Source organism: Polynucleobacter sp. MWH-Berg-3C6, from assembly GCF_018881855.1.
In the GTDB taxonomy this organism is placed as follows: domain Bacteria; phylum Pseudomonadota; class Gammaproteobacteria; order Burkholderiales; family Burkholderiaceae; genus Polynucleobacter.
Genome location: NZ_JACVPN010000002.1, coordinates 71,687 through 89,627, shown reverse-complemented (window position 1 = coordinate 89,627; position 17,941 = coordinate 71,687). Strand labels below are relative to the sequence as shown.

The window sequence follows — 17,941 nt, the reverse complement described above, 5'->3', positions numbered from 1 at the left end:
CGCTTAAGAATGTAATGCTGCTTCTATTCCAGAAATCAAGTCGGGGTAGAGAGATCCCTGTGGTAGTTTCTCAATAAAGCCACTACGCTGCGCCATTTCATATGGCTGATGATCAAGACCACAAATAATGATGCGGATATTACGTACTTTACAAAGATGCGCTAATTCAGAAATCGTATCCATGCCCGAGGTATCAACATAAATCACGTTCTTGAGATCTAGTAGCAGAGTTTGAGACGGTAAGTTTTCCTCAATCTTCTCTAAGAGTTTGACCGCTCCAAAGAAGATTGCTCCATAGATGCGATAGGCATCAATACGACCTTGCTGGTTCTCAAGTGTGGGAAAATTTTTAGCTTCCGCAATTTCGCAGCGAGAAAGGCTAGAGATTCTGTAAATAAAGGTGATGAATGCGAATAATAGGCCGACTTGAACGGCCACAGTCAGATCCATTACTACTGTTAATAGAAAAACACTCAAGATCGTGATGCGATAGGGTAGACGGAATTGGTTTAGTTCTATGAATTTTTTCCATTCACCCATATTCCAGGCAACATACATCAAGATCGCAGCAAGGCCTGCTAAAGGAATATTTTTTGCCAGGGGTGCTGCAAATAAAACAATCATGAGTAAGGTGAGTGCATGTACGATTCCAGCAATCGGGGTACTCGCACCACTTTCAATATTAGTGACAGTCCTTGCAATAGTTCCTGTGGCGGGCATGCCGCCAAAGAAAGGGGTCACTAGATTAGCAAGGCCTTGCGCCATTAGTTCTTGATTGGAGTTATGGCGATCATGAATCAAGCTATCAGCAATACGAGCGCATAGTAGAGACTCAATTGCGCCAAGTAAGGCAAGGGTAAGTGCTGGGGCAAGCATGAACTGAGCGTTATCCCAGCTAATTGGGATCCATTCAAAGCTGGGGAGTTCAGAAGGGATGCCACCAAAGCGACTGCCAATCGTATCGATAGGTAAATCAAATAGCGTAGTGATGATGGTTGCCGCTACCATTGCAATAACGGTGCCTGGAATGTGGCGTAAATGGCCCAAGTATTTTCGAAGCAGTTTCCAAAAAATAATGATGGCAAGGCTACCGAGGGCAATGGTAAGCGCAATGGGATTGAAGGTATCCGCTGCTTGATAAAGTGTTTGTAGGGCCGGGAAAAATTGCGCAGGCATTTTTTCAATACTGAGGCCGAAGAAATCCTTGATTTGCGATAAGCCAATCAAAAAAGCAATCCCATTGGTAAAACCAATAATGACGGCGACAGGGATAAAGCGTACCAGCGTTCCCAAGCGGAAAGCACCCATCAACACCAGAAACACTCCGGACATGACTGTCGCTAGCAATAAATTAGAGACGCCATAGCGCTCAACAATGCCGTACACAATCACAATGAATGCGCCTGCTGGGCCGCCGATTTGAACTCGACTGCCACCTAGAAGAGAAATAAGTCCACCGGCAATAATGGCGGTAAAAATACCGGCTTCTGGTTTGAGTCCGCTGGCGATAGCAAATGCCATTGCCAAAGGCAGCGCCACGATACCGACAGTAATTCCTGCTAATACATCTTTTGCAAATAGCGTTTTGTTATACCCAGCAAAGGCTGTCAGGATCTTAGGTTGAATGAACATGGTGATGTTCGCTGCGCACTATTTAGGACAGGCGGTTGCCAATCCAATATGCAATCCCAGCAGATAGCGCAGTAACAAAACTTCCCCAAGCAATATCAATAAATGCTAATCGTGTTGGAAAGTCTCTAATGACAGCAAGATTAGTGAGGTCGTAAGTCATGTAGCAAAACAGACCAAACAAAGCGCCATATTGCAGCGCATATACCAATGATTGTTTTGATAGAGCTGGAAGGGTGACAAAAATAGTCGCACCCAATGCATAGAGTAGGTAAAAGGCAAGTCCTGCGATGAGTTTGGGTTCACTGGCCATCAAGTCGCCCATTTCATCTCGATAGAGGCTTTTAGCAATCCCTAGAAGCCATATGAGATCAATGGCAAGCATGGTGAATAAAAATGAACCGTAGATAGCGAAATACTTGAGCAATTAAGTTACCCTTTCAAGCTGTTATAGCCTAATAATAAGCATTATGATGGAAAGTGTAGATCAGAAGTTCAATTTAAAGGAGGTCGAATATGTTTAAGCATTTATTGGTGCCAGTTGATGGATCGGATGTCAGCAAAAAGTCTTTAAAGAAGGTGGCTGAGCTTGCAAAGGCTGACGGTGCGGCAGTAACCTTGGTTTACGTATCTGACCCTTTGCCTCCAATGGTGTACTCCGATAGCACTATGGGTTATGGCATTACCCAAAAAGATCATCAGAAAGTATGCGAGGCTTACGCAAAAGATGTGTTTAAAAAAGCTGCTACTGCACTTGGAGCGGGTATCAAGCCAAAAACATTGCATATTTCCGATAGCAATTTATCTGAAGGCATTTTGAATGGCGCTAAAAAAGCGAAAGCGGATGTCATTGTGATGGCTTCCCACAAGCGCACGGGCATTAAGGGAATTTTGCTTGGTAGTGAAACACATGAGGTGATTGTGCATTCTAAGTTACCGGTATTAGTGCTGGGTTAATTCAGTCACTGAGGTGGCATTAAAGAGAAAGGGTCCATGTGGACCCTTTTTATTTCTGATTAATTATGTTTGATGGGGCTTCCCAGCAATAGAATTTCTCTCGTGAGTTGACCGCTCTCGTTATCACGCATAGACCATAAATCTAGCTGAGTCTTTAATCCGTATGGATCAATGTACACACCATTTTTTCTGAGCTCAAAATGAAGATGTGGACCAGTAGATCTTCCAGTAGATCCAACATAACCAATCTCTAAACCACGACGCACTTCATTGCCCACTTGAAGCTCAACGTTGTAGTTGCTTAAGTGAGCATAGTAGGTGTGATAGTTGCCAGGGTGCTCTAAGATAATTAAATTTCCAAAAGCACCGCTATAGCCAAGATGGACAACTTTCCCATTGGCTACGCTAAAGATAGGCGTACCAGTAGGGGCTGCATAATCAATGCCCATATGAGTGCGGTAGCGTTGTTTAGGAGGGGCTGCTTGGGCCGTAGCAGTTTTATTATTTGGGCGCTTGCTTGATGCGCGTACACTGCCAACGCCCCGTGAAATTCGGCGATAGCTCAGTGGATTAGTCCAAAAAGATCTCTCTAATGATTCACCACTGCCGGTAAAGAATCCTCCGGGGATGTCATTGCGGTCGACCCAGTAGGCGCTTGCAAATACTTCTTTATTTGTAGGGTCAATAATCTCAGCGGCCCAGATTTGCGCCCATCGCTCGCGATCACCAAAATCAACAATTAAGCGCACTACGCTATTAGTATTTTCTAGTGAGCTATTTTCTTCGGGGTAGATCTGTTTAATGAGAGAATTTAATTCCCAAACTAACTCGACCGGAAGAATGTCCCCAACTTTACGCGGATCATACAAAACATCTCGCAATGGAATCCGTATCTCAGTGAGATTTTTTGATTCATTCCTCAGATAGTCCTGTTGAACTAAGAATCCTCCAAAAGCCGACGGAGTGAATGTCCATACTTCGGTTTTGTTGTCCTGAATGGGGCCATTCATAATGCTGAGGGAGTCAAAGCGATTGCGACTTCCAAATGCGGCGGCATACGGAATGCAGTCTCCGCGCATCCGATCAAAGAAGGTCTTAGTTTGATTTTTGAAAAACTCTGAAAATGCTTGGTTATTGATGCCGATACTAGCGGGCAAATTATCTTCATTCAAATTACGTCGTAGACAACCCTGGATGACTCGATAGTCAAGGTTGCTGGCACTATCCAGGTCTGCTTCATTTGGATCTTTGCGTTGAAATAAAGCAGGATTAAGACTGTTTGTTTTTGAAGATCCTCTCGCAGCACTATCTTTAAATCCAACAGGTTTTGTATTTTGGACGGTAACCTTTTTGTTGCTTTGGTTTGATTGCGCGTTAGCTGAAGATATAAACCCGGGCAGCAGGCTTAGGCAGGTATATCCAATCAGAATGAGTGCCCCTCTCGACAGGAGTGAGCTGCAAGTTACTTTTTTGTTCACCACGTAATTATCTAATAATGTGAGCCAGTACTTCGATAATGATGTTGTGGTGCAGCAAATTCGACTTAGTCCTGATCTGGAGCAATCTTGAGCACTGCAAATGCAGCTTTGAGGCGCTCTTCGTAATTCTGCTTCAAGATTGCCGCCTCTTCGGGACTCCAGCGCCGAAAGCCCTCACCCTTTTTAATGCCAGTTTTGCCATTTTTGACCAAGTTGGTGACGCAAGATGGGGGCGCGGTGATATTGGATAGGGATGGGTATATCAGCTCTGCAGCCAGAGTCATGCCTTCCCATCCAGAAATTTCTTTTTGTGTCATTGGTCCGACAGCGGCATAGCGAAAGCCAAAGCTATAACGAACAGCAGTATCGATATCCTCTGGCGTTGCAATTCCATCTTGCACTAGAGAAAGTGCTTCACGCATCAAAGCGTGTTGAATACGATTGGCCAGGAATCCCGGAATATCCTTTTTAACTAGCACTGGTTTTTTACCATGCGCTCGGTAGAATTCACAAACTTGATTTGCGATCTCTGGATCAGAGTCTTTCCCCAATACAATTTCTACTAAGGGCACGATATGTGCCGGCATAAAATAGTGGGTATTGAGCATACGATGGGCAGTCTTGAGATCTATCGCAATTTCACTAATTGGAAAGCCAGAGCTATTGCTACCAATTGGTACATGTGATGGTACGCGTTGATCAAGATCAGAAAAAATTGCCTTTTTAAGATCTAGACGTTCGGAAATGGTCTCAATCACTAATTCAGTATCTTGCCAGTCACTCCATTCGGCAATACTGCCGGCGAATAGGCTTGCTCCAAGCTTTTCCCATTGAGCATTAATTGAGTTAGCGCAAGCCCGAATTGCCTCAAAGCACTTTTCAGCTTTCTCTGGGGTCCGCCCCAGAATGACAGTATCAGTCCCATAAGCTAAAAATCCTGCTGCTATGCCTACGCCCATAGTCCCTGTTCCAATGACAACCACTTTACCCATAGCCCACTCACCAGTTAGTTTCGTAATAGTTGAATTATTCCCTATTCAGGGCGATACCAAGCAATTAAATTATCGATACAATCATTTTTTCAAATAGGGAGTCCAGATGCCGATTATTGAATCCATTCAGGTTGCTTCAGTAGCCGTTCCGCTAGATAAAGTTACCTCTTTTTCCACCCGTACTGTTTCTGAGCGCCACTATTGCCTGGTCAAAGTGCGTGGTAAGGATGGCAATGAGGGTATTGGTTTTTGTTATGTCGGTAGTGCTGGTGGAGATATTGCCAAAATTGCTGTCGAGCAGCTCTTGGCACCAAAGCTGATTGGCCAAAACAGTCATCGCAGTGAAGGTCTGTGGATGGAGATGTATAACGAATCCATTTTGCAGGGGCGTACTGGCGCAGTCATGCGTGGCATCTCAATTTTAGATACTGCCCTTTGGGATCTTAATGCGCGTTCTGTGGGCCTGCCTTTGCACCAGTATCTGGGCTCTGTAGTAGACGATCGAGTCCCTGCATATGCAAGTGGCGGCTATTACCTTGAAGGTAAAACTCCAGCCAAGCTTGGTAAGGAAATGGAGTCTTACGTTAAGCAGGGATTCAAGGCCGTCAAGATGAAGGTGGGTCGTCTATCGCCTGCTGAAGAAGAAGCTCGCGTGGCAGCAGCTCGCAAGGCGATTGGTGATGATATTTTGCTGACTCTGGATGCTAATAATGCTTGGCGCGACTTACCTACCGCACTAGAGTATGTGCGCCGCTTTGAAGCCTACAACCCTTATTGGATTGAGGAGCCGTTTTCACCAGATGCAATTGATTTGCATGCAGCCCTTGCTCGCTTGACGACAATTAACGTTGCTACCGGCGAGATGGAAGCGGGTCGCTGGCGTTTTAGAGAATTGATTGATGCAGGTGGCGCAATGATTTTGCAATCGGATGCTGCGGTCTGTGGCGGTATTACAGAATGGCGCAGGATTTCGGCATACGCAGATCTAAAAGGGGTTATTGTTTGCCCTCATTGGATGCATGATCTGCATGCGCCATTGGTTGCTGCAACCCCAAATGCGCGCTTTGTAGAATTCTTCTTAGATGATCAGGTGCTAAATTTCCGTAGATTAATTAATAAGCAATTGACTTTCAAGAATGGCGATCTTATCTTGCACAAAACACCAGGATTGGGTTTTGAGTTTGACGAGACTGCAGTCAAAAAGTACGCCGGTAAGGCGGCTTGGACCAAGATTGCTTAAGCAAAGCAATACCAGTTAGCAAAATAATAAAGCCCGCATTTGCGGGCTTTATTATTGGTATCGCACTAGCGACTATTTTGTAAAGGGTCCTTGCCTTAAGAAGCCTTACGATTGAGTTTGAAATACGTCAATGATTGGGTAATCAATACAAGGCCAAAACCAATGAAACCAATGAGGTCAGCCTCAGTGGATGGATAGGCTAAGGCAACGCCTGACACGATCATGATGACACGCTCAAAGATTTTAGTTTTCTCAATAAACCAGCCTTGAAGGCCCCCAGCTAAGCAGATGATTCCAATCACTGCAGTAAAGGAGATCCAGGCAATCTGCATCCAATCTGCTTGTTCTAGAGCGCTGCTAGATCCCATCAAGAGGAGGCTAACTCCAGACTTATCCAGCACAAACATAAATGGCACCAAAATCGCAGGCGCTACATATTTCCAAGTTTGTAAGGTTGTCTTATACGGATTTCCTTTACAAATCGCAGCAGCTGCAAAAGGAGAGAGAGCGGTTGGAGGCGATACTTCGGAAAGAACGGCGTAATAAAAGATAAACATGTGGGCTGCAAATGCTGGCACCCCTAAATTAATGAGGGCTGGCGCTGCAATCACTGCGCAGATAATGTATGAAGCCGTAACTGGAACAGCAAGACCCACAATCCAAACAATTAAGGCGGTAAAGATCGCAGTAAGCAGGAGTGAGCCACCTGCATACTGAATCACGATAGAGCTAAATTTCAATCCAAGGCCAGTGAGGGTAACTGTGCCAACAATTAAGCCAGCGCCAGCACAAGTTGCAGCAATCGCTAAAACACCAGTGGATCCTGAAGCAAGGGCTTTAGTGAGATTGGAGTTGTAGAGCCCTGACAAAATCGGTTCCTTGCCCTTGAACCAGGCCCAAGGAATGATCGCAGTATCTTCACGCAACATGCTAGAGAAGGCTGACACTACCGTAGCCCAAAAGACGGACATCACAGGTGAGAAGCCGAACATCATGAACACTACGATAGAAATCAGCGAGAAGAAATGGAACCAGTACTTTTTAGTGAGTGACCATGCGCTCTCGGCAGATTCAAAATGAATGTTCTTCATGCCATATTTGCGCACATCAATCTCAACCATGACAAATAAGCCAAGATAAAACAAGATAGTTGGGATAGTTGCCATGAGCAACACATCTAAATAAGAAATCTTTAGAAAGTCAGCAATCAAGAATGCCGCCGCACCTAAAACAGGCGGAGAAATAATGGCGCCAAGACCTCCGGCAGCTAAGAGACCTCCAGCAGCATTCTTTTCATAGCCAACCTTATCAAGCATGGGTGCGGCAACTGAGCCTACAGTCACAGTGGTAGCAACGCCCGAGCCAGAGGGGCCGCCCATGAGGAATGAAGACAGCACAATGGTTCTACCGACACCCGAAGACTTGCCACCCATTGCGGCAAAAGAGAAGTCGATAAAGAATTTACCGGCACCGGTAAATTGCAAGAAAGCGCCAAAGATCGTGAACAAAATAATGAGGGTTGCCGAGACATCAACTGCTGTGCCGTAGACCCCTTCAAGCGTCATATACATGTAACCAACTAAGCGGTCTAGTCCATAGCCTTTATGTGTCCATGGCGCTGGCAGGTAGTTACCAAAGAGGGCATAAAGCAAGAAGAGCACCGTGACGGTCACTAAGACCATGCCATTAGTTCTTCTAACACTTTCAAGAATGAGTAGGATGAGGCCAATCCCAATCATCACATCGGTCGAGTTTGGAGCAGTATTTCTGTCCATGAAATCATCGCCACCGGAAAGAATGTGATACGCAATGGCAACGGACCCTATTGCAAACAGTACATCCCAAATCATCAACTTGTTTTTAAAGCGTGCAGCAATCGGAAAGCTTAAGAAGACTAAAAACAAAACCAGGGCAACGTGGACTACACGTAGTTGCTGTGTAGGAACAATCGAATAAGCGGCATAGAGATGAAATAAAGACATACCAACGGCAACTAAGGTAATGAATTTGGCTAGTAAGCCCTTGTAGTCATTAGAGTCACCTTCTTCCTGCTTAATGAAGGCATCTAATTTTTCTTGGGTTTCACTGTCAATGGCGTTCTGATTCATCTCTCAACCTGTTTTATTTATATTTATGTACCGCATTAAAGCAGAAGGGGTGAGATTAACTCACCCCGATGTAGCTTAGTTTACTTTGATCCCTTTTTCCTTGAAGTACTTGAGAGCTCCAGGATGGTAGGCGACTGGTGTCGCATTCGCTTTCTGAGCCTCTAGCTTCACATTTCTATATTCAGCATGTGAGCGAACAAGTTCTAGTTGATTGTCAAAGATGGCTTTCACAATCTTGTATGCCTCAGCATCAGACATGGTGGCGTTAACTACTAATAAGTTTGCAACAGCGGCAACGTTATTGTCTTTAGCCATACCGCTATAAGTCTGCTTTGTAATTACAGAAGGGAAATACAAGTTACCGTATTTCTTATTCATTGCAGGTACTTCAGCAGATGTATCAATCATGACAATTTTCATGCCTGGGCTGTTAGCTAAATCGGTTACTGCTGCAGTTGGTAAACCACCAACCCAGAAGAATGCATCAATCTTGCGGTCTTTTACGGCATTCACAGATTCGGCAACGCTTAAGCGTTCACGCTTAACATCTTTGTCCTTATCAAGGCCTGCAGCCTCGAGCAAGCGGAATGCCATCACTTCAGTAGCGCTTCCGGGTGCACCTGTGCTGATGCGCTTGCCTTTTAAATCCTTCATCGTTTTAATACCGGTTGATTCAACGGTAGCAACGTGCATGAGGTTTGGATACAGGATGAGCAGGGTGCGCAAATCTACTGGCTTGTCTTTAAATTTATCGTCACCAACGGATGCATCTTTAGCGGCGTCAGCCATTGAAAAGCCAACATATGGCTTACCAGTGCCTACCAACTTGAGGTTATCAACAGATCCACCGGTCACTTCAGCAGTAGCTGACATTCCAGGCACCTTGCTTGAGAGAACAGCAGCAAGACCGCCACCCATTGGGTAGTAAACACCACCAGTACCACCTGTTGCAATGGAAATATTTTGCGCTTGAGCGCTCACCCATAAGAAGCTAAGTGATAGTGCAACAACTTTAAGTAGTTTCATTTTGTCTCCTAATAATTTTGTACTGTTATGAATTAAAGGCCTGGCATGCTGAAATTAATTGCTTTGAGTTCACTCAACAATTGAGCCTGTTGATCAGCGCTTAATTGCATGAGTGGTGGACGTACCCTTAACCACTCTGGATCTTTACTGTAATGGGCTACTGCTGTTTTCATACCAGCAATCATTTGGTATTTAGCAAAGATGCTGCGTACTTTATCTAGGCCTGCTTGACGTTCATCAGCATCGGATTCTTTCCAATGGGCTGCTAATTCAGCGATTGCTTTTGGATTAACGTTTGCGGTAGCGGAGATGCAGCCAACACCGCCAGCACGAAGCGCACGCATCAAGAACACTTCACTGCCTGCGTAGACTCGGAAGCCATGTGGCGCTAATAACTTGATGACAGACTCTGTGTACTCCCAATCACCAGAGCTATCTTTCATACCCACTACAGTTTTTGGATACTCTTTGATCAAACGCTCTAACAATGAAAGGCTTAAGTTGATTTTCGTGACAGGAGGAATGTTGTAAATATAAATTTGTAATGCTGGGTTGCCTATTTTCTGAATCACTTCAGAAAAGTAAGCGAATAGGCCATCATCGGTAATATCTTTATAGTAGAAAGGTGGCAACATCAATACGCCAGCACATTGATGACTCAAGGCATGAGCAGTCATCCGATATGTACTCTCGATGGAAGTAGAGCCAGTACCCGGCATCATGTGCTTTGGATTTAAGCCGCCTTCAATCAGCGCGGTAAGCGTATTCATTTTTTGCGTGGCAGACATCGAGTTCGCTTCGGAGTTTGTGCCAAAAATTGCTTGACCAACGCCACTAGACTCTAACCATTTGCATTGCTTGAGTAATTTTTGTTCATCTGGATAACCATCCGCTTTAAAGGGTGTCAATACTGGTGACAACACCGCTGGCAAGGTTGAGGGATGTAAAGAAATGGTCATGCTGACTCCGTTTTAATTATGTACTTCTGACAGAAGTGGTTGTTTTGCAAAAAATGCCTCTAAATTATCTACAGCTAAATTGGTCATGGCTATCCGTGTTTCTGTGGTGGCGCTACCAATATGGGGTGTAAGTAAAACATTATCTAGATTTAAAAAGACCTTATTGGGATTTGGTTCATTTTCAAAAACATCTAGAGCGGCCCCAGCGATCTTTTTATGTTGCAGTGCATATAAAAGGTCGCTCTCGTCCACCACGCTACCGCGAGCAATATTGACTAGAAAACCAGTGGGCCCTAAAGCCTCTAGAACCTGAGCATTCACCATTTTGTCGGTCTCAGGGGTGGCTGGGCATGCCAGAAACAAAACATCGCAATTCTGGGCCAAATCTTTGACATTCCGGTGGAAGGTGTATGGCACCGGCTTTTGGCTAGGGCCGGTATAGGCAATCTCAACCTTAAAAGGCTCAAGGCGCTTGGCTAAATCTTGGCCTATTCGTCCCATGCCGGCAATACCTACGCGCTTTCCAGCCAGAGTGGTTGTTAACTTAAAAGGAGCTTTTGTCCAGGCGCCGCTTTTGACATAGGCCTCAGATTCAGGGATACGGCGCATCAGCCCAAGCATCATGCCAATGGCAAGCTCACAGACGGCGTCATTCAACACCCCTGGGGTGTTTGTGGCCTTGATGCCATGCTGCTTGAGGTATGCCAATGGTAGGTTGTCGTAGCCAACCCCGCAGGTGGCAACCATCCTAATGCTGGGAATTTGTTTGACCAAGGCCTCAGGCAGCTTGGTATTCGAACGAATCAAAATAGCCTCAAAGTCTCCGGCAGGGGCAGGAGCTTGGGGGTCTGGATGGTAAGTAGGAGTAAAGCGTCGATCTATTTCCGCCTGCATTAACTCAGGGAAATGGCCGACCTGCAGCACCGAATTGACGGGGATCATGTCTCACTATGTTTTTTATTGAAATAATGACCCCATTGTATGTGGATTTTGGATGAAAAGTCTGCCCCTTTAGGAGAATATGTGATGTTGTTTACCCCAGCTGAAACCAAGGTAGTGATCGTCGGAGGTGGCACGATGGGTGCGGATGTTGCTGCGGTCTGTGCTCGGGGTGGCTGCGCTGTCCAAGTGGTAGAGCCAACCACAGAGCGCCGAGCTCTTTTGCCGGACTACTTTATCAACACCATGACTGAGCTTGGTTATGAAAATCGCATTCACTTATTAACCGTAGCAGGCTCTCTTGAAGAAGTGGATTGGTCTGAGATTGATTTGGTGATTGAGTGCGTACCAGAACGCTTGGATATCAAGCGAGAATTATTTGCAAAGCTAGAAAAATATGCAAAGCCTGAGGCGGTATTGGCTAGTAATAGTACTAGCTATCCAATTAGTGAGATTGCAGAGGGTTTAAAAACAGCAGCCCGCATGATTGGCCTCCATTTTTTTATGCCTGCTCATTTAGTTCCTTGTGTGGAAGTAGTTTATGGAGCAAAGACTTCTTCAATGGTCGGTGATAGCTTATCCAGATTGATGACGGCGTGCGGCATGGTTCCGGTGACTGTTAAAAAAGATTTACCAGGATTTTTGGCAAATCGCCTGCAACATGCTTTATCACGCGAAGCTTTTTCAATGGTTGATGAAGGTGTTTGTAGTCTTGAGGATATTGATAAGGCGGTGCGTTTTGGCTTTGGGTTTCGTTACATTGCCGCTGGCCCTGCCATGCAACGGGATCACGCAGGTCTAGAGGTTCATGCTGCTGGAGGAGCAAAGATTTATCCAAGTTTAAATAACTCTCCCAATATTGCCAAGTGCTTGAGTGATCGTGTCGCTAGTGGAAAGTTTGGCATGAAGACTGGAGAGGGCTTTTTCCCTTGGACTGCGGAAACGATTAAGGCTGAACGAGAGCGCTATCAAGAGGCTTTACGAGCAGGATTGAAAATAATCCAAAAAGACTTGCCCCAGATCAAATAAACGGAATTTTTATGGCTTATCCTAAGGGCATGAAGAAAATTATTCGTGTCTGGGATTTGCCGGTTCGTGTATTTCACTGGTTATTAGTGCTTTGCATTATCGGTAGCATCATCAGCGTCAATCTTGGTGGCAATGCAATTGAATGGCACGCCTACTTTGGTTACAGCGTGTTGACCTTGCTCATATTCCGAATTACTTGGGGTTTTGTAGGCTCTACACATGCCCGCTTTACATCATTCTTTCCAAATCGTGACAAGATTCTGAATTATCTTCAAGGCAATGCGCCAAAAGTACTGGGCCATAACCCAGTGGGGGCGCTCTCTGTATTTGCTCTGTTGTTTGTTTTGAGTGTGCAAGTCATCACGGGTTTGTTTGTTGATGATGAGATTGCCTTCCAGGGGCCGTTAGCGAAATACGTACCAAACTGGGTAGTCTCTTTTTTGTCCGAGATTCATGAAGGCAATCAAGTGGTGATCTACACCTTAATTGCTATTCATATTGCCGCCATCATCTACTACAAAAAAATGAAGGGCGAGGATCTGATTAAGCCAATGATCAGTGGCGATAAAGAAATTGACCCAAGTGAGGAAGCAAATTATTTGCCTTCTGACTTGGGTCGTGCATCCAAGGATGGAGCTCTACAGCGCGGTATCGCTCTCGTGCTTTTGAGTCTAATCGCAGTAGTGGTGGGCTACCTCATTACTAAGTAAGGAGCTCTTTCAAGAATTATTTTTTCCTGAAATCATCATGACAACCTTTGCAAGTTGTACCTACTGCACCAAAGGCTTTCTTGATGCTGTCAAGGTCGCCTGATTGAGCGGCTTTATTGAGATCAATGGCAGCCAATTGCATCTTGTCTGACGCTGCTTTGAATTTAGCATTATCGGACCATATGTCAGATTGTGCCTTACCACCTTCAGTGCCAGGACCAAATGCTTGCCATGGCAGAGTAGAAATCATAGCAACTACAGCAGCGTTTTTGGCAACCTCATCTTTGTTATAGGGAGCCTCACCTTTCACTATTGCGCCAATTTTTGAAAAGGAGTTAGCCATTACTGTAAATGCGCTCTGACGATACTTAATAGCATCTTCAGGTTTTTGGAATTGGGCAAATGCAAAGCCTGTGCTGATAGCTAAAACTGTTGCAGTGCTTGCTAAAACAATCTTCTGTAATTTCATATCAAACCTCTCATGAATAGTTGAGTAAGGGTTATTGGATCGTTGAATACTAAGAAATCAGCATACTCCAGAATGATGTCTTTTGTTTGACTTAGCGAGTATTTGACCTAAAAGAGCATTTGTAGGGGGAGAGTCAGAAAGTAGACCACTGATTTGAAGAAAGCCATTAAGGGCTCCATCCATAAGTTGCCGATGATTCCGGTAAAGACTAAGGCAAGCACAATGAAAAAGCCCCAGGACTCTAATTTTCCAAGTGCAATCGATTGCCGAGCAGGAAGCAAGCTGGAAAGAATGCGACCGCCATCAAGAGGGGGAAGTGGAAAGAGATTGAAAACTAACAATCCAATATTCCAGAGAATGCCGGCTTGAGACATCGAGATTAAAAACTTTTCATCGATCCCAAATCCCAGGAGAACAATCAGCAAGCTTGCCCAGATCAATGCTTGGATAAAGTTCGACCCTGGTCCTGCCAGAGCAACCCAGATTGAATCAATTCTGGGGTTTCGCAGGCGCCCAAAGTTCACCGGCACGGGTTTGGCGTATCCCACCAAAAACGGGGATCCGGTGAGTATTAGCAAGAGGGGAATCAAGATTGTGCCTACGGGATCGATGTGTTTTGCGGGATTAAGACTGACTCTGCCCATCAGATAGGCTGTGTTATCACCAAATTTACGGGCAGCGTAGCCATGGGCTGCCTCATGGATGGTGATGGCAAAAATGAGGGGAATCGCATTAATGGCGACGGCTTGGATAGAATAGTCAGTAATCATGGCAATATGATATCTATAGGAGCTAAAAGTGACTGACGATAAGAAACCCGACCCAAAAACCCCGGCAAAGCCTGTAATTGCAAAGCCGCCAGCACGTCCACCGGTACCTAAAGGCCCATCCGGCCCAGCGGGAAGGCCTCAAGCAGGCTTTGGAGGTGGAAAAGGCATGATGCGTAAGGCCGGCCGCGGGCGATAGTGGATAATTGCACCACTAATTAATGTATTTACAGAGGATTTAGCATGAACGAATGGCATAACGAATCGAAAGAAGAAGTTAACAAAAAGATCATTACTTTGGTTGTGATGTTGGCCGCGGCTACTAGCTTGGCGATCTTGTTTGCATTGGTTGCTGCTCATACTGGTTACGTATTCGGTTAACCGGTATTAATGACTAGCCATCGCCAACCTGCAGTATTTGCTGGCCATGGCAGTCCGATGTATGCCATTGAGCCCAATCGCTACACAACAGCATGGGCATCTCTCGGTAAAACATTAAAACGCCCAGACGCAATCTTAGTGATCTCGGCGCATTGGGTAACTCGAGGGGTTTGGGTTACCGCAATGCCTAAACCCAAAACCATTCACGACTTTGGTGGCTTTCCGCAAGAGTTATTTGAGATTGAGTATCCCGCTCCAGGAAGTCCTGCCCTAGCGGATCGTATTCAAGAGTTGCTGAACGTGCCGATTGTCATGGAAGAGAATGAATGGGGTATTGATCACGGTGCCTGGTCGGTTCTCAAATACATGTATCCAAATGCAGATGTGCCGGTAGTGCAGTTAAGTCTAGACGGTTCCAAATCAGCTCGTGAGCACTATGAATTAGCAAAGCAACTGCGGCCTTTGCGGGATGAAAATATTCTGATTATTGCTAGTGGTAACGTGGTTCATAACTTGCGGACCATTCATTGGCAAGCGGATGCACAACCTTATCCGTGGGCTAAAGACTTTAATGATTTTTTTGTCTCAGGGATTCAGGCTAATCATCATGATTCCCTAGTCGATTGGGAAAAGTATGGTGAAGCTGCTCATATGTCTATTCCCACTGCAGAGCATTACTGGCCCGCACTATACACTTTAGCTTTACAAGAACAGGGCGAGCATGCCAAAGTCTATATCGACGGCATCGAGATGAGTTCTATCAGCATGCTGGGTTTTTCAATTCAATAAATACCGACTATGTGGCTATCTATCTTTGCGATTTTCTTCGGTGCAGGCTTTGGCGCCTTGCTAAGGGCAGGATTTAATTTCTTAACTGTAGGTTCGGCATCCATCATTCCTTTAGGTACCTTGCTATCAAATATGGTTGGTGGCTATCTGATTGGTATTGCGATTGCCTTCTTTGGCAACAATCCAAATCTCTCTCCTGAGTGGAGACTGTTTGTGATCACCGGCTTTCTTGGTGGCTTAACTACCTTCTCAAGTTTTTCTGCTGAAGTCGTTACTCTGATGCAGCGCGGAGAAATAACCTGGGCGCTAGGTACAGCGCTCCTTCATTTAGTTGGATCTCTGGTTTTAACCTTCTTAGGTATTCTGACCTATCAAGCTCTCAAGTAAAGATTTATTGCATTTACTCCGGCTTGATGTTGGCCGCCTTAACTACAGCCCCCCATTTTGTAGATTCTGATTTAATCAGTGCAGCAAACTCTGCTGGACTGCCACCACCAATTTCATTTCCTTGAGAGAGCATGATCTCCCGTATTCCTGGATCTTTCAGGGCTTCATTTGCAGCAGCATTTAATTTATCAATAATCGCCTTAGGTGTTCCTTTAGGAGCAATGAGTCCTTGCCAATTGAGCACCTCGACCTTGGGGTAGCCAAGCTCTGAAAAACTAGGCACATTTGGCAACAGTGGAGAACGTTTTTTACTGGTAATCGCAATTGGACGAAGCTTATCCGCTTTGATGCTCGGTACAGCAGAATACATTTGATCAAACATGAGGTCGACATTGCCAGCCATCAAATCCGTTAAGGCAGCAGAGCCGCTTTTATACGGAACATGAATCATACTGATGCCAGCATTGAGCTCAAAGAGTTCAGCAGAAAGCTGGTGGCTTCCACCGATACCGCCGGAGGAGAATGTGAGTGTGCCAGGCTTCGCTTTGGCTGCAGCCACTATGTCGCCAATCGTTTTGTATGAGGAGTTGGGGTTGACTACCAATACCAGTGGACCCTTTTCAATTAGCATGACAGGGCTCAAATCAGTCTCAGGGTCATAACGTAAATTACCAAATAGTGTTTTATTCACTGCCATTGGCGCAAAGTTACCCATACCAATCGTGTAACCATCTGGGGTTGCACGGGCAATAAACTCAGTTCCGATATTGCCGCCTGCACCAGGCTTGTTATCAATCACGATCGGCTGCTTGAGGATGAGGCTCATTTTTTGCGCGATCTGTCGGCTACGAGAGTCTGCACTTCCACCAGCGCCGTAAGGCACAATGAAATTAATTGGTTTACTTGGATAGTTATTCTGCGCAAAAGCAGCTGAGGCGAAAAGTGCTCCAAGACTGAGCGCGTAAACAAAAAGTTTTTGAATGAATCGCATACGTATATCCCAATTCAAATTTAAATAAAGTCTAAAACTCCGAGTGCTCCACCAAGTGCAATTAGATATAGCGGATGCCAACGTGTAAAGAAGGTAATGGCGATTGTACTGATCGTCAATAGGTACGCTGTCAGACCCTGGTGAATTTGTAAAGAAATTTCCCATGCGGAAGAGAGGACTAGGCCAATTGCAAGCGCTGCTGCAGCATATTGAATCGTTTTTTTACTTAATGGGTTTTTCATTCCCATGATGAAGCGTTGTAAGAAAAAAATCAGAATTGATGATGGCCAGGCTATTGCAACTGTAGCAATAAGCGCCCCAATCACGCCATCAACATGCCAACCAATGAGGGTGACAGTCATAAAGTTGGGGCCTGGTGCAGCCTGGGCTATCGCAAAGTAGTCAGAAAATGTCTGGACATCAATCCATTGCTCCTGCTTAACAGCCAGATTAAATAAGACGGGCAATAAAGCATTGACGCCACCAAAGGCAACTAGCGAAAAGGCGGATAGTTTTAGGAAAAGGCTTAGCAAGATACTCATAGGGCTTGAGCCCTTTTTCTCGCCAAGAAGATAGCAATGGGGGAAACCAGCAGGACAACATAACCCAAACCAAGATGAAATACTGTGGCCGCAATGATGGTGAGGATCACAACCAGCAGCATTGCTGGGTAACGGAATTCATCCCGTAGCATCTTGAAGCCAGTCGAGGCTATTAAGCCAACTCCTACCGCTGAAATACCGCGCAGGAGTCCTTTAACGGATTCGAGGTAACTGAAGTGCTCATAGAGGGCTGCTAAACATAATACGATTGCAATAGGTCCTAAAGATAGGCCGAGAGTGGCGGCTAAGGCACCTCTTGCACCAGCAAATCTAGATCCAACACACACCGCTAGATTCATGATGTTTGGTCCTGGAACAATTTGGCATATTCCTAAAATTGCACTGAATTCTTCAGAGGTTAGAACTTTGTCGCGCTCTACTAAAGTTCGTCTAGCCCAGGGAAGGACGCCCCCAAAGCCAGACATTCCGATCTTGCTAAAGCTGATGAAAAGCTGTTTGGGCGTGAGTGTTTTCAAAATGAGCGAAGT

The 17,941-nt window shown here is 45.3% G+C and carries 21 protein-coding genes; 8 read left to right on the top strand and 13 right to left on the bottom strand.

Annotated features, from left to right (window positions below):
* Nucleotides 1–3: 3 nt before the first annotated feature.
* Nucleotides 4–1,632 carry a SulP family inorganic anion transporter gene (locus tag ICN13_RS05425; protein WP_216139390.1) on the bottom strand — a complete coding sequence of 543 codons (1,629 nt, stop codon included), beginning with the start codon at nt 1,630–1,632 and terminating at the stop codon, nt 4–6.
* A gap of 22 nt (nt 1,633–1,654) precedes the next feature.
* On the bottom strand, nt 1,655–2,056 hold the full coding sequence (locus tag ICN13_RS05420; RefSeq protein ID WP_216139389.1) for a DUF2177 family protein: 402 nt from the start codon (nt 2,054–2,056) through the stop codon (nt 1,655–1,657).
* 89 nt (nt 2,057–2,145) lie between these two features.
* Here ICN13_RS05420 and ICN13_RS05415 point away from each other — a divergent pair, with 89 nt between their 5' ends.
* Nucleotides 2,146–2,586: a universal stress protein gene (locus ICN13_RS05415; protein ID WP_216139388.1), complete on the top strand. Its 441-nt coding sequence runs from the start codon at nt 2,146–2,148 to the stop codon at nt 2,584–2,586.
* Between the two features lie 59 nt (nt 2,587–2,645).
* Here ICN13_RS05415 and ICN13_RS05410 read toward each other — a convergent pair whose 3' ends face one another.
* A complete protein-coding gene (locus ICN13_RS05410; protein WP_370622958.1) occupies nt 2,646–4,064 on the bottom strand; it encodes a M23 family metallopeptidase in 1,419 nt (472 codons plus the stop codon).
* Nucleotides 4,065–4,129: 65 nt separating this feature from the next.
* Nucleotides 4,130–5,056, bottom strand: a complete 927-nt coding sequence (locus ICN13_RS05405) for a 3-hydroxyacyl-CoA dehydrogenase family protein (RefSeq protein ID WP_216139387.1) — start codon at nt 5,054–5,056, stop codon at nt 4,130–4,132.
* 106 nt (nt 5,057–5,162) lie between these two features.
* Here ICN13_RS05405 and ICN13_RS05400 point away from each other — a divergent pair, with 106 nt between their 5' ends.
* Nucleotides 5,163–6,296 (top strand): mandelate racemase/muconate lactonizing enzyme family protein, encoded by a 1,134-nt coding sequence (locus ICN13_RS05400; RefSeq protein WP_216139386.1) that lies wholly within the window; start codon nt 5,163–5,165, stop codon nt 6,294–6,296.
* A 95-nt stretch (nt 6,297–6,391) separates the two neighbouring features.
* On the opposite strand, the gene ICN13_RS05395 is transcribed toward ICN13_RS05400, so the two are convergent.
* From ICN13_RS05395 to ICN13_RS05380, 4 genes are all read right to left on the bottom strand, one after another.
* The gene (locus ICN13_RS05395) at nt 6,392–8,404 is read right to left on the bottom strand and encodes a TRAP transporter fused permease subunit (RefSeq protein ID WP_216139385.1); all 2,013 of its coding nucleotides are present in this window, start codon (nt 8,402–8,404) and stop codon (nt 6,392–6,394) included.
* Nucleotides 8,405–8,479: 75 nt separating this feature from the next.
* Nucleotides 8,480–9,430 carry a TAXI family TRAP transporter solute-binding subunit gene (locus ICN13_RS05390; RefSeq protein ID WP_216139384.1) on the bottom strand — a complete coding sequence of 317 codons (951 nt, stop codon included), beginning with the start codon at nt 9,428–9,430 and terminating at the stop codon, nt 8,480–8,482.
* 32 nt (nt 9,431–9,462) lie between these two features.
* On the bottom strand, nt 9,463–10,389 hold the full coding sequence (locus ICN13_RS05385; RefSeq protein WP_216139383.1) for a dihydrodipicolinate synthase family protein: 927 nt from the start codon (nt 10,387–10,389) through the stop codon (nt 9,463–9,465).
* Nucleotides 10,390–10,401: 12 nt separating this feature from the next.
* The gene (locus ICN13_RS05380; protein ID WP_216139382.1) at nt 10,402–11,331 is read right to left on the bottom strand and encodes a 2-hydroxyacid dehydrogenase; all 930 of its coding nucleotides are present in this window, start codon (nt 11,329–11,331) and stop codon (nt 10,402–10,404) included.
* A gap of 84 nt (nt 11,332–11,415) precedes the next feature.
* Between ICN13_RS05380 and ICN13_RS05375 the strand changes: the two genes are divergently transcribed.
* Complete coding sequence (locus ICN13_RS05375; protein WP_216139381.1) at nt 11,416–12,357, top strand: 3-hydroxyacyl-CoA dehydrogenase family protein; 942 nt, start codon at nt 11,416–11,418, stop codon at nt 12,355–12,357.
* 11 nt (nt 12,358–12,368) lie between these two features.
* A complete protein-coding gene (locus ICN13_RS05370) occupies nt 12,369–13,067 on the top strand; it encodes a cytochrome b/b6 domain-containing protein (protein ID WP_255534058.1) in 699 nt (232 codons plus the stop codon).
* Between the two features lie 16 nt (nt 13,068–13,083).
* Here the strand turns inward: ICN13_RS05370 and ICN13_RS05365 are convergent, their stop codons facing one another.
* Complete coding sequence (locus ICN13_RS05365) at nt 13,084–13,536, bottom strand: cytochrome c (RefSeq protein ID WP_216139380.1); 453 nt, start codon at nt 13,534–13,536, stop codon at nt 13,084–13,086.
* A gap of 107 nt (nt 13,537–13,643) precedes the next feature.
* Nucleotides 13,644–14,306, bottom strand: coding sequence for a site-2 protease family protein (locus ICN13_RS05360; protein WP_216139379.1), 663 nt, complete (start codon nt 14,304–14,306; stop codon nt 13,644–13,646).
* A 28-nt stretch (nt 14,307–14,334) separates the two neighbouring features.
* On the opposite strand from ICN13_RS05360, the gene ICN13_RS05355 reads away from it, so the two are divergent.
* From ICN13_RS05355 to crcB, 4 genes are read left to right on the top strand one after another with little or no spacing between them, the layout of a single operon-like run.
* Entirely contained in the window at nt 14,335–14,502 is a 168-nt protein-coding gene (locus tag ICN13_RS05355) for a hypothetical protein (protein ID WP_216139378.1), read from the top strand.
* Between the two features lie 44 nt (nt 14,503–14,546).
* A complete protein-coding gene (locus ICN13_RS05350; RefSeq protein ID WP_216139377.1) occupies nt 14,547–14,684 on the top strand; it encodes a hypothetical protein in 138 nt (45 codons plus the stop codon).
* A 9-nt stretch (nt 14,685–14,693) separates the two neighbouring features.
* Complete coding sequence (gene ygiD / locus ICN13_RS05345; RefSeq protein WP_216139376.1) at nt 14,694–15,473, top strand: 4,5-DOPA dioxygenase extradiol; 780 nt, start codon at nt 14,694–14,696, stop codon at nt 15,471–15,473.
* A 9-nt stretch (nt 15,474–15,482) separates the two neighbouring features.
* Nucleotides 15,483–15,860 (top strand): fluoride efflux transporter CrcB, encoded by a 378-nt coding sequence (gene crcB, locus ICN13_RS05340; RefSeq protein ID WP_216139375.1) that lies wholly within the window; start codon nt 15,483–15,485, stop codon nt 15,858–15,860.
* A gap of 13 nt (nt 15,861–15,873) precedes the next feature.
* On the opposite strand, the gene ICN13_RS05335 is transcribed toward crcB, so the two are convergent.
* Genes ICN13_RS05335 through ICN13_RS05325 form a run of 3 tightly spaced genes read right to left on the bottom strand, consistent with a single transcriptional unit; the run spans nt 15,874 to nt 17,929 of the window.
* Nucleotides 15,874–16,851, bottom strand: coding sequence for a tripartite tricarboxylate transporter substrate binding protein (locus tag ICN13_RS05335; RefSeq protein ID WP_216139374.1), 978 nt, complete (start codon nt 16,849–16,851; stop codon nt 15,874–15,876).
* A gap of 20 nt (nt 16,852–16,871) precedes the next feature.
* Nucleotides 16,872–17,393: a chromate transporter gene (locus ICN13_RS05330; protein WP_216139373.1), complete on the bottom strand. Its 522-nt coding sequence runs from the start codon at nt 17,391–17,393 to the stop codon at nt 16,872–16,874.
* Nucleotides 17,390–17,929, bottom strand: a complete 540-nt coding sequence (locus ICN13_RS05325; RefSeq protein ID WP_216139372.1) for a chromate transporter — start codon at nt 17,927–17,929, stop codon at nt 17,390–17,392. Before ICN13_RS05325 ends, ICN13_RS05330 begins: the two co-directional genes overlap by 4 nt.
* Nucleotides 17,930–17,941 lie beyond the last annotated feature (12 nt).

What these genes read in the sequence shown, in the direction of transcription:
- ICN13_RS05380 (WP_216139382.1), bottom strand. Translation starts at nt 11,331, where the DNA reads ATGATCCCCGTCAATTCGGTGCTGCAGGTCGGCCATTTCCCTGAGTTA.
- crcB (WP_216139375.1), top strand. Translation starts at nt 15,483, where the DNA reads ATGTGGCTATCTATCTTTGCGATTTTCTTCGGTGCAGGCTTTGGCGCC.
- ICN13_RS05330 (WP_216139373.1), bottom strand. Translation starts at nt 17,393, where the DNA reads ATGAGTATCTTGCTAAGCCTTTTCCTAAAACTATCCGCCTTTTCGCTA.
- ICN13_RS05390 (WP_216139384.1), bottom strand. Translation starts at nt 9,430, where the DNA reads ATGAAACTACTTAAAGTTGTTGCACTATCACTTAGCTTCTTATGGGTG.
- ICN13_RS05365 (WP_216139380.1), bottom strand. Translation starts at nt 13,536, where the DNA reads ATGAAATTACAGAAGATTGTTTTAGCAAGCACTGCAACAGTTTTAGCT.
- ICN13_RS05425 (WP_216139390.1), bottom strand. Translation starts at nt 1,632, where the DNA reads ATGTTCATTCAACCTAAGATCCTGACAGCCTTTGCTGGGTATAACAAA.
- ICN13_RS05400 (WP_216139386.1), top strand. Translation starts at nt 5,163, where the DNA reads ATGCCGATTATTGAATCCATTCAGGTTGCTTCAGTAGCCGTTCCGCTA.
- ICN13_RS05405 (WP_216139387.1), bottom strand. Translation starts at nt 5,056, where the DNA reads ATGGGTAAAGTGGTTGTCATTGGAACAGGGACTATGGGCGTAGGCATA.
- ICN13_RS05350 (WP_216139377.1), top strand. Translation starts at nt 14,547, where the DNA reads ATGAACGAATGGCATAACGAATCGAAAGAAGAAGTTAACAAAAAGATC.
- ICN13_RS05415 (WP_216139388.1), top strand. Translation starts at nt 2,146, where the DNA reads ATGTTTAAGCATTTATTGGTGCCAGTTGATGGATCGGATGTCAGCAAA.
- ICN13_RS05335 (WP_216139374.1), bottom strand. Translation starts at nt 16,851, where the DNA reads ATGCGATTCATTCAAAAACTTTTTGTTTACGCGCTCAGTCTTGGAGCA.
- ICN13_RS05385 (WP_216139383.1), bottom strand. Translation starts at nt 10,389, where the DNA reads ATGACCATTTCTTTACATCCCTCAACCTTGCCAGCGGTGTTGTCACCA.
- ICN13_RS05360 (WP_216139379.1), bottom strand. Translation starts at nt 14,306, where the DNA reads ATGATTACTGACTATTCTATCCAAGCCGTCGCCATTAATGCGATTCCC.
- ICN13_RS05370 (WP_255534058.1), top strand. Translation starts at nt 12,369, where the DNA reads ATGGCTTATCCTAAGGGCATGAAGAAAATTATTCGTGTCTGGGATTTG.
- ICN13_RS05375 (WP_216139381.1), top strand. Translation starts at nt 11,416, where the DNA reads ATGTTGTTTACCCCAGCTGAAACCAAGGTAGTGATCGTCGGAGGTGGC.
- ICN13_RS05395 (WP_216139385.1), bottom strand. Translation starts at nt 8,404, where the DNA reads ATGAATCAGAACGCCATTGACAGTGAAACCCAAGAAAAATTAGATGCC.
- ygiD (WP_216139376.1), top strand. Translation starts at nt 14,694, where the DNA reads ATGACTAGCCATCGCCAACCTGCAGTATTTGCTGGCCATGGCAGTCCG.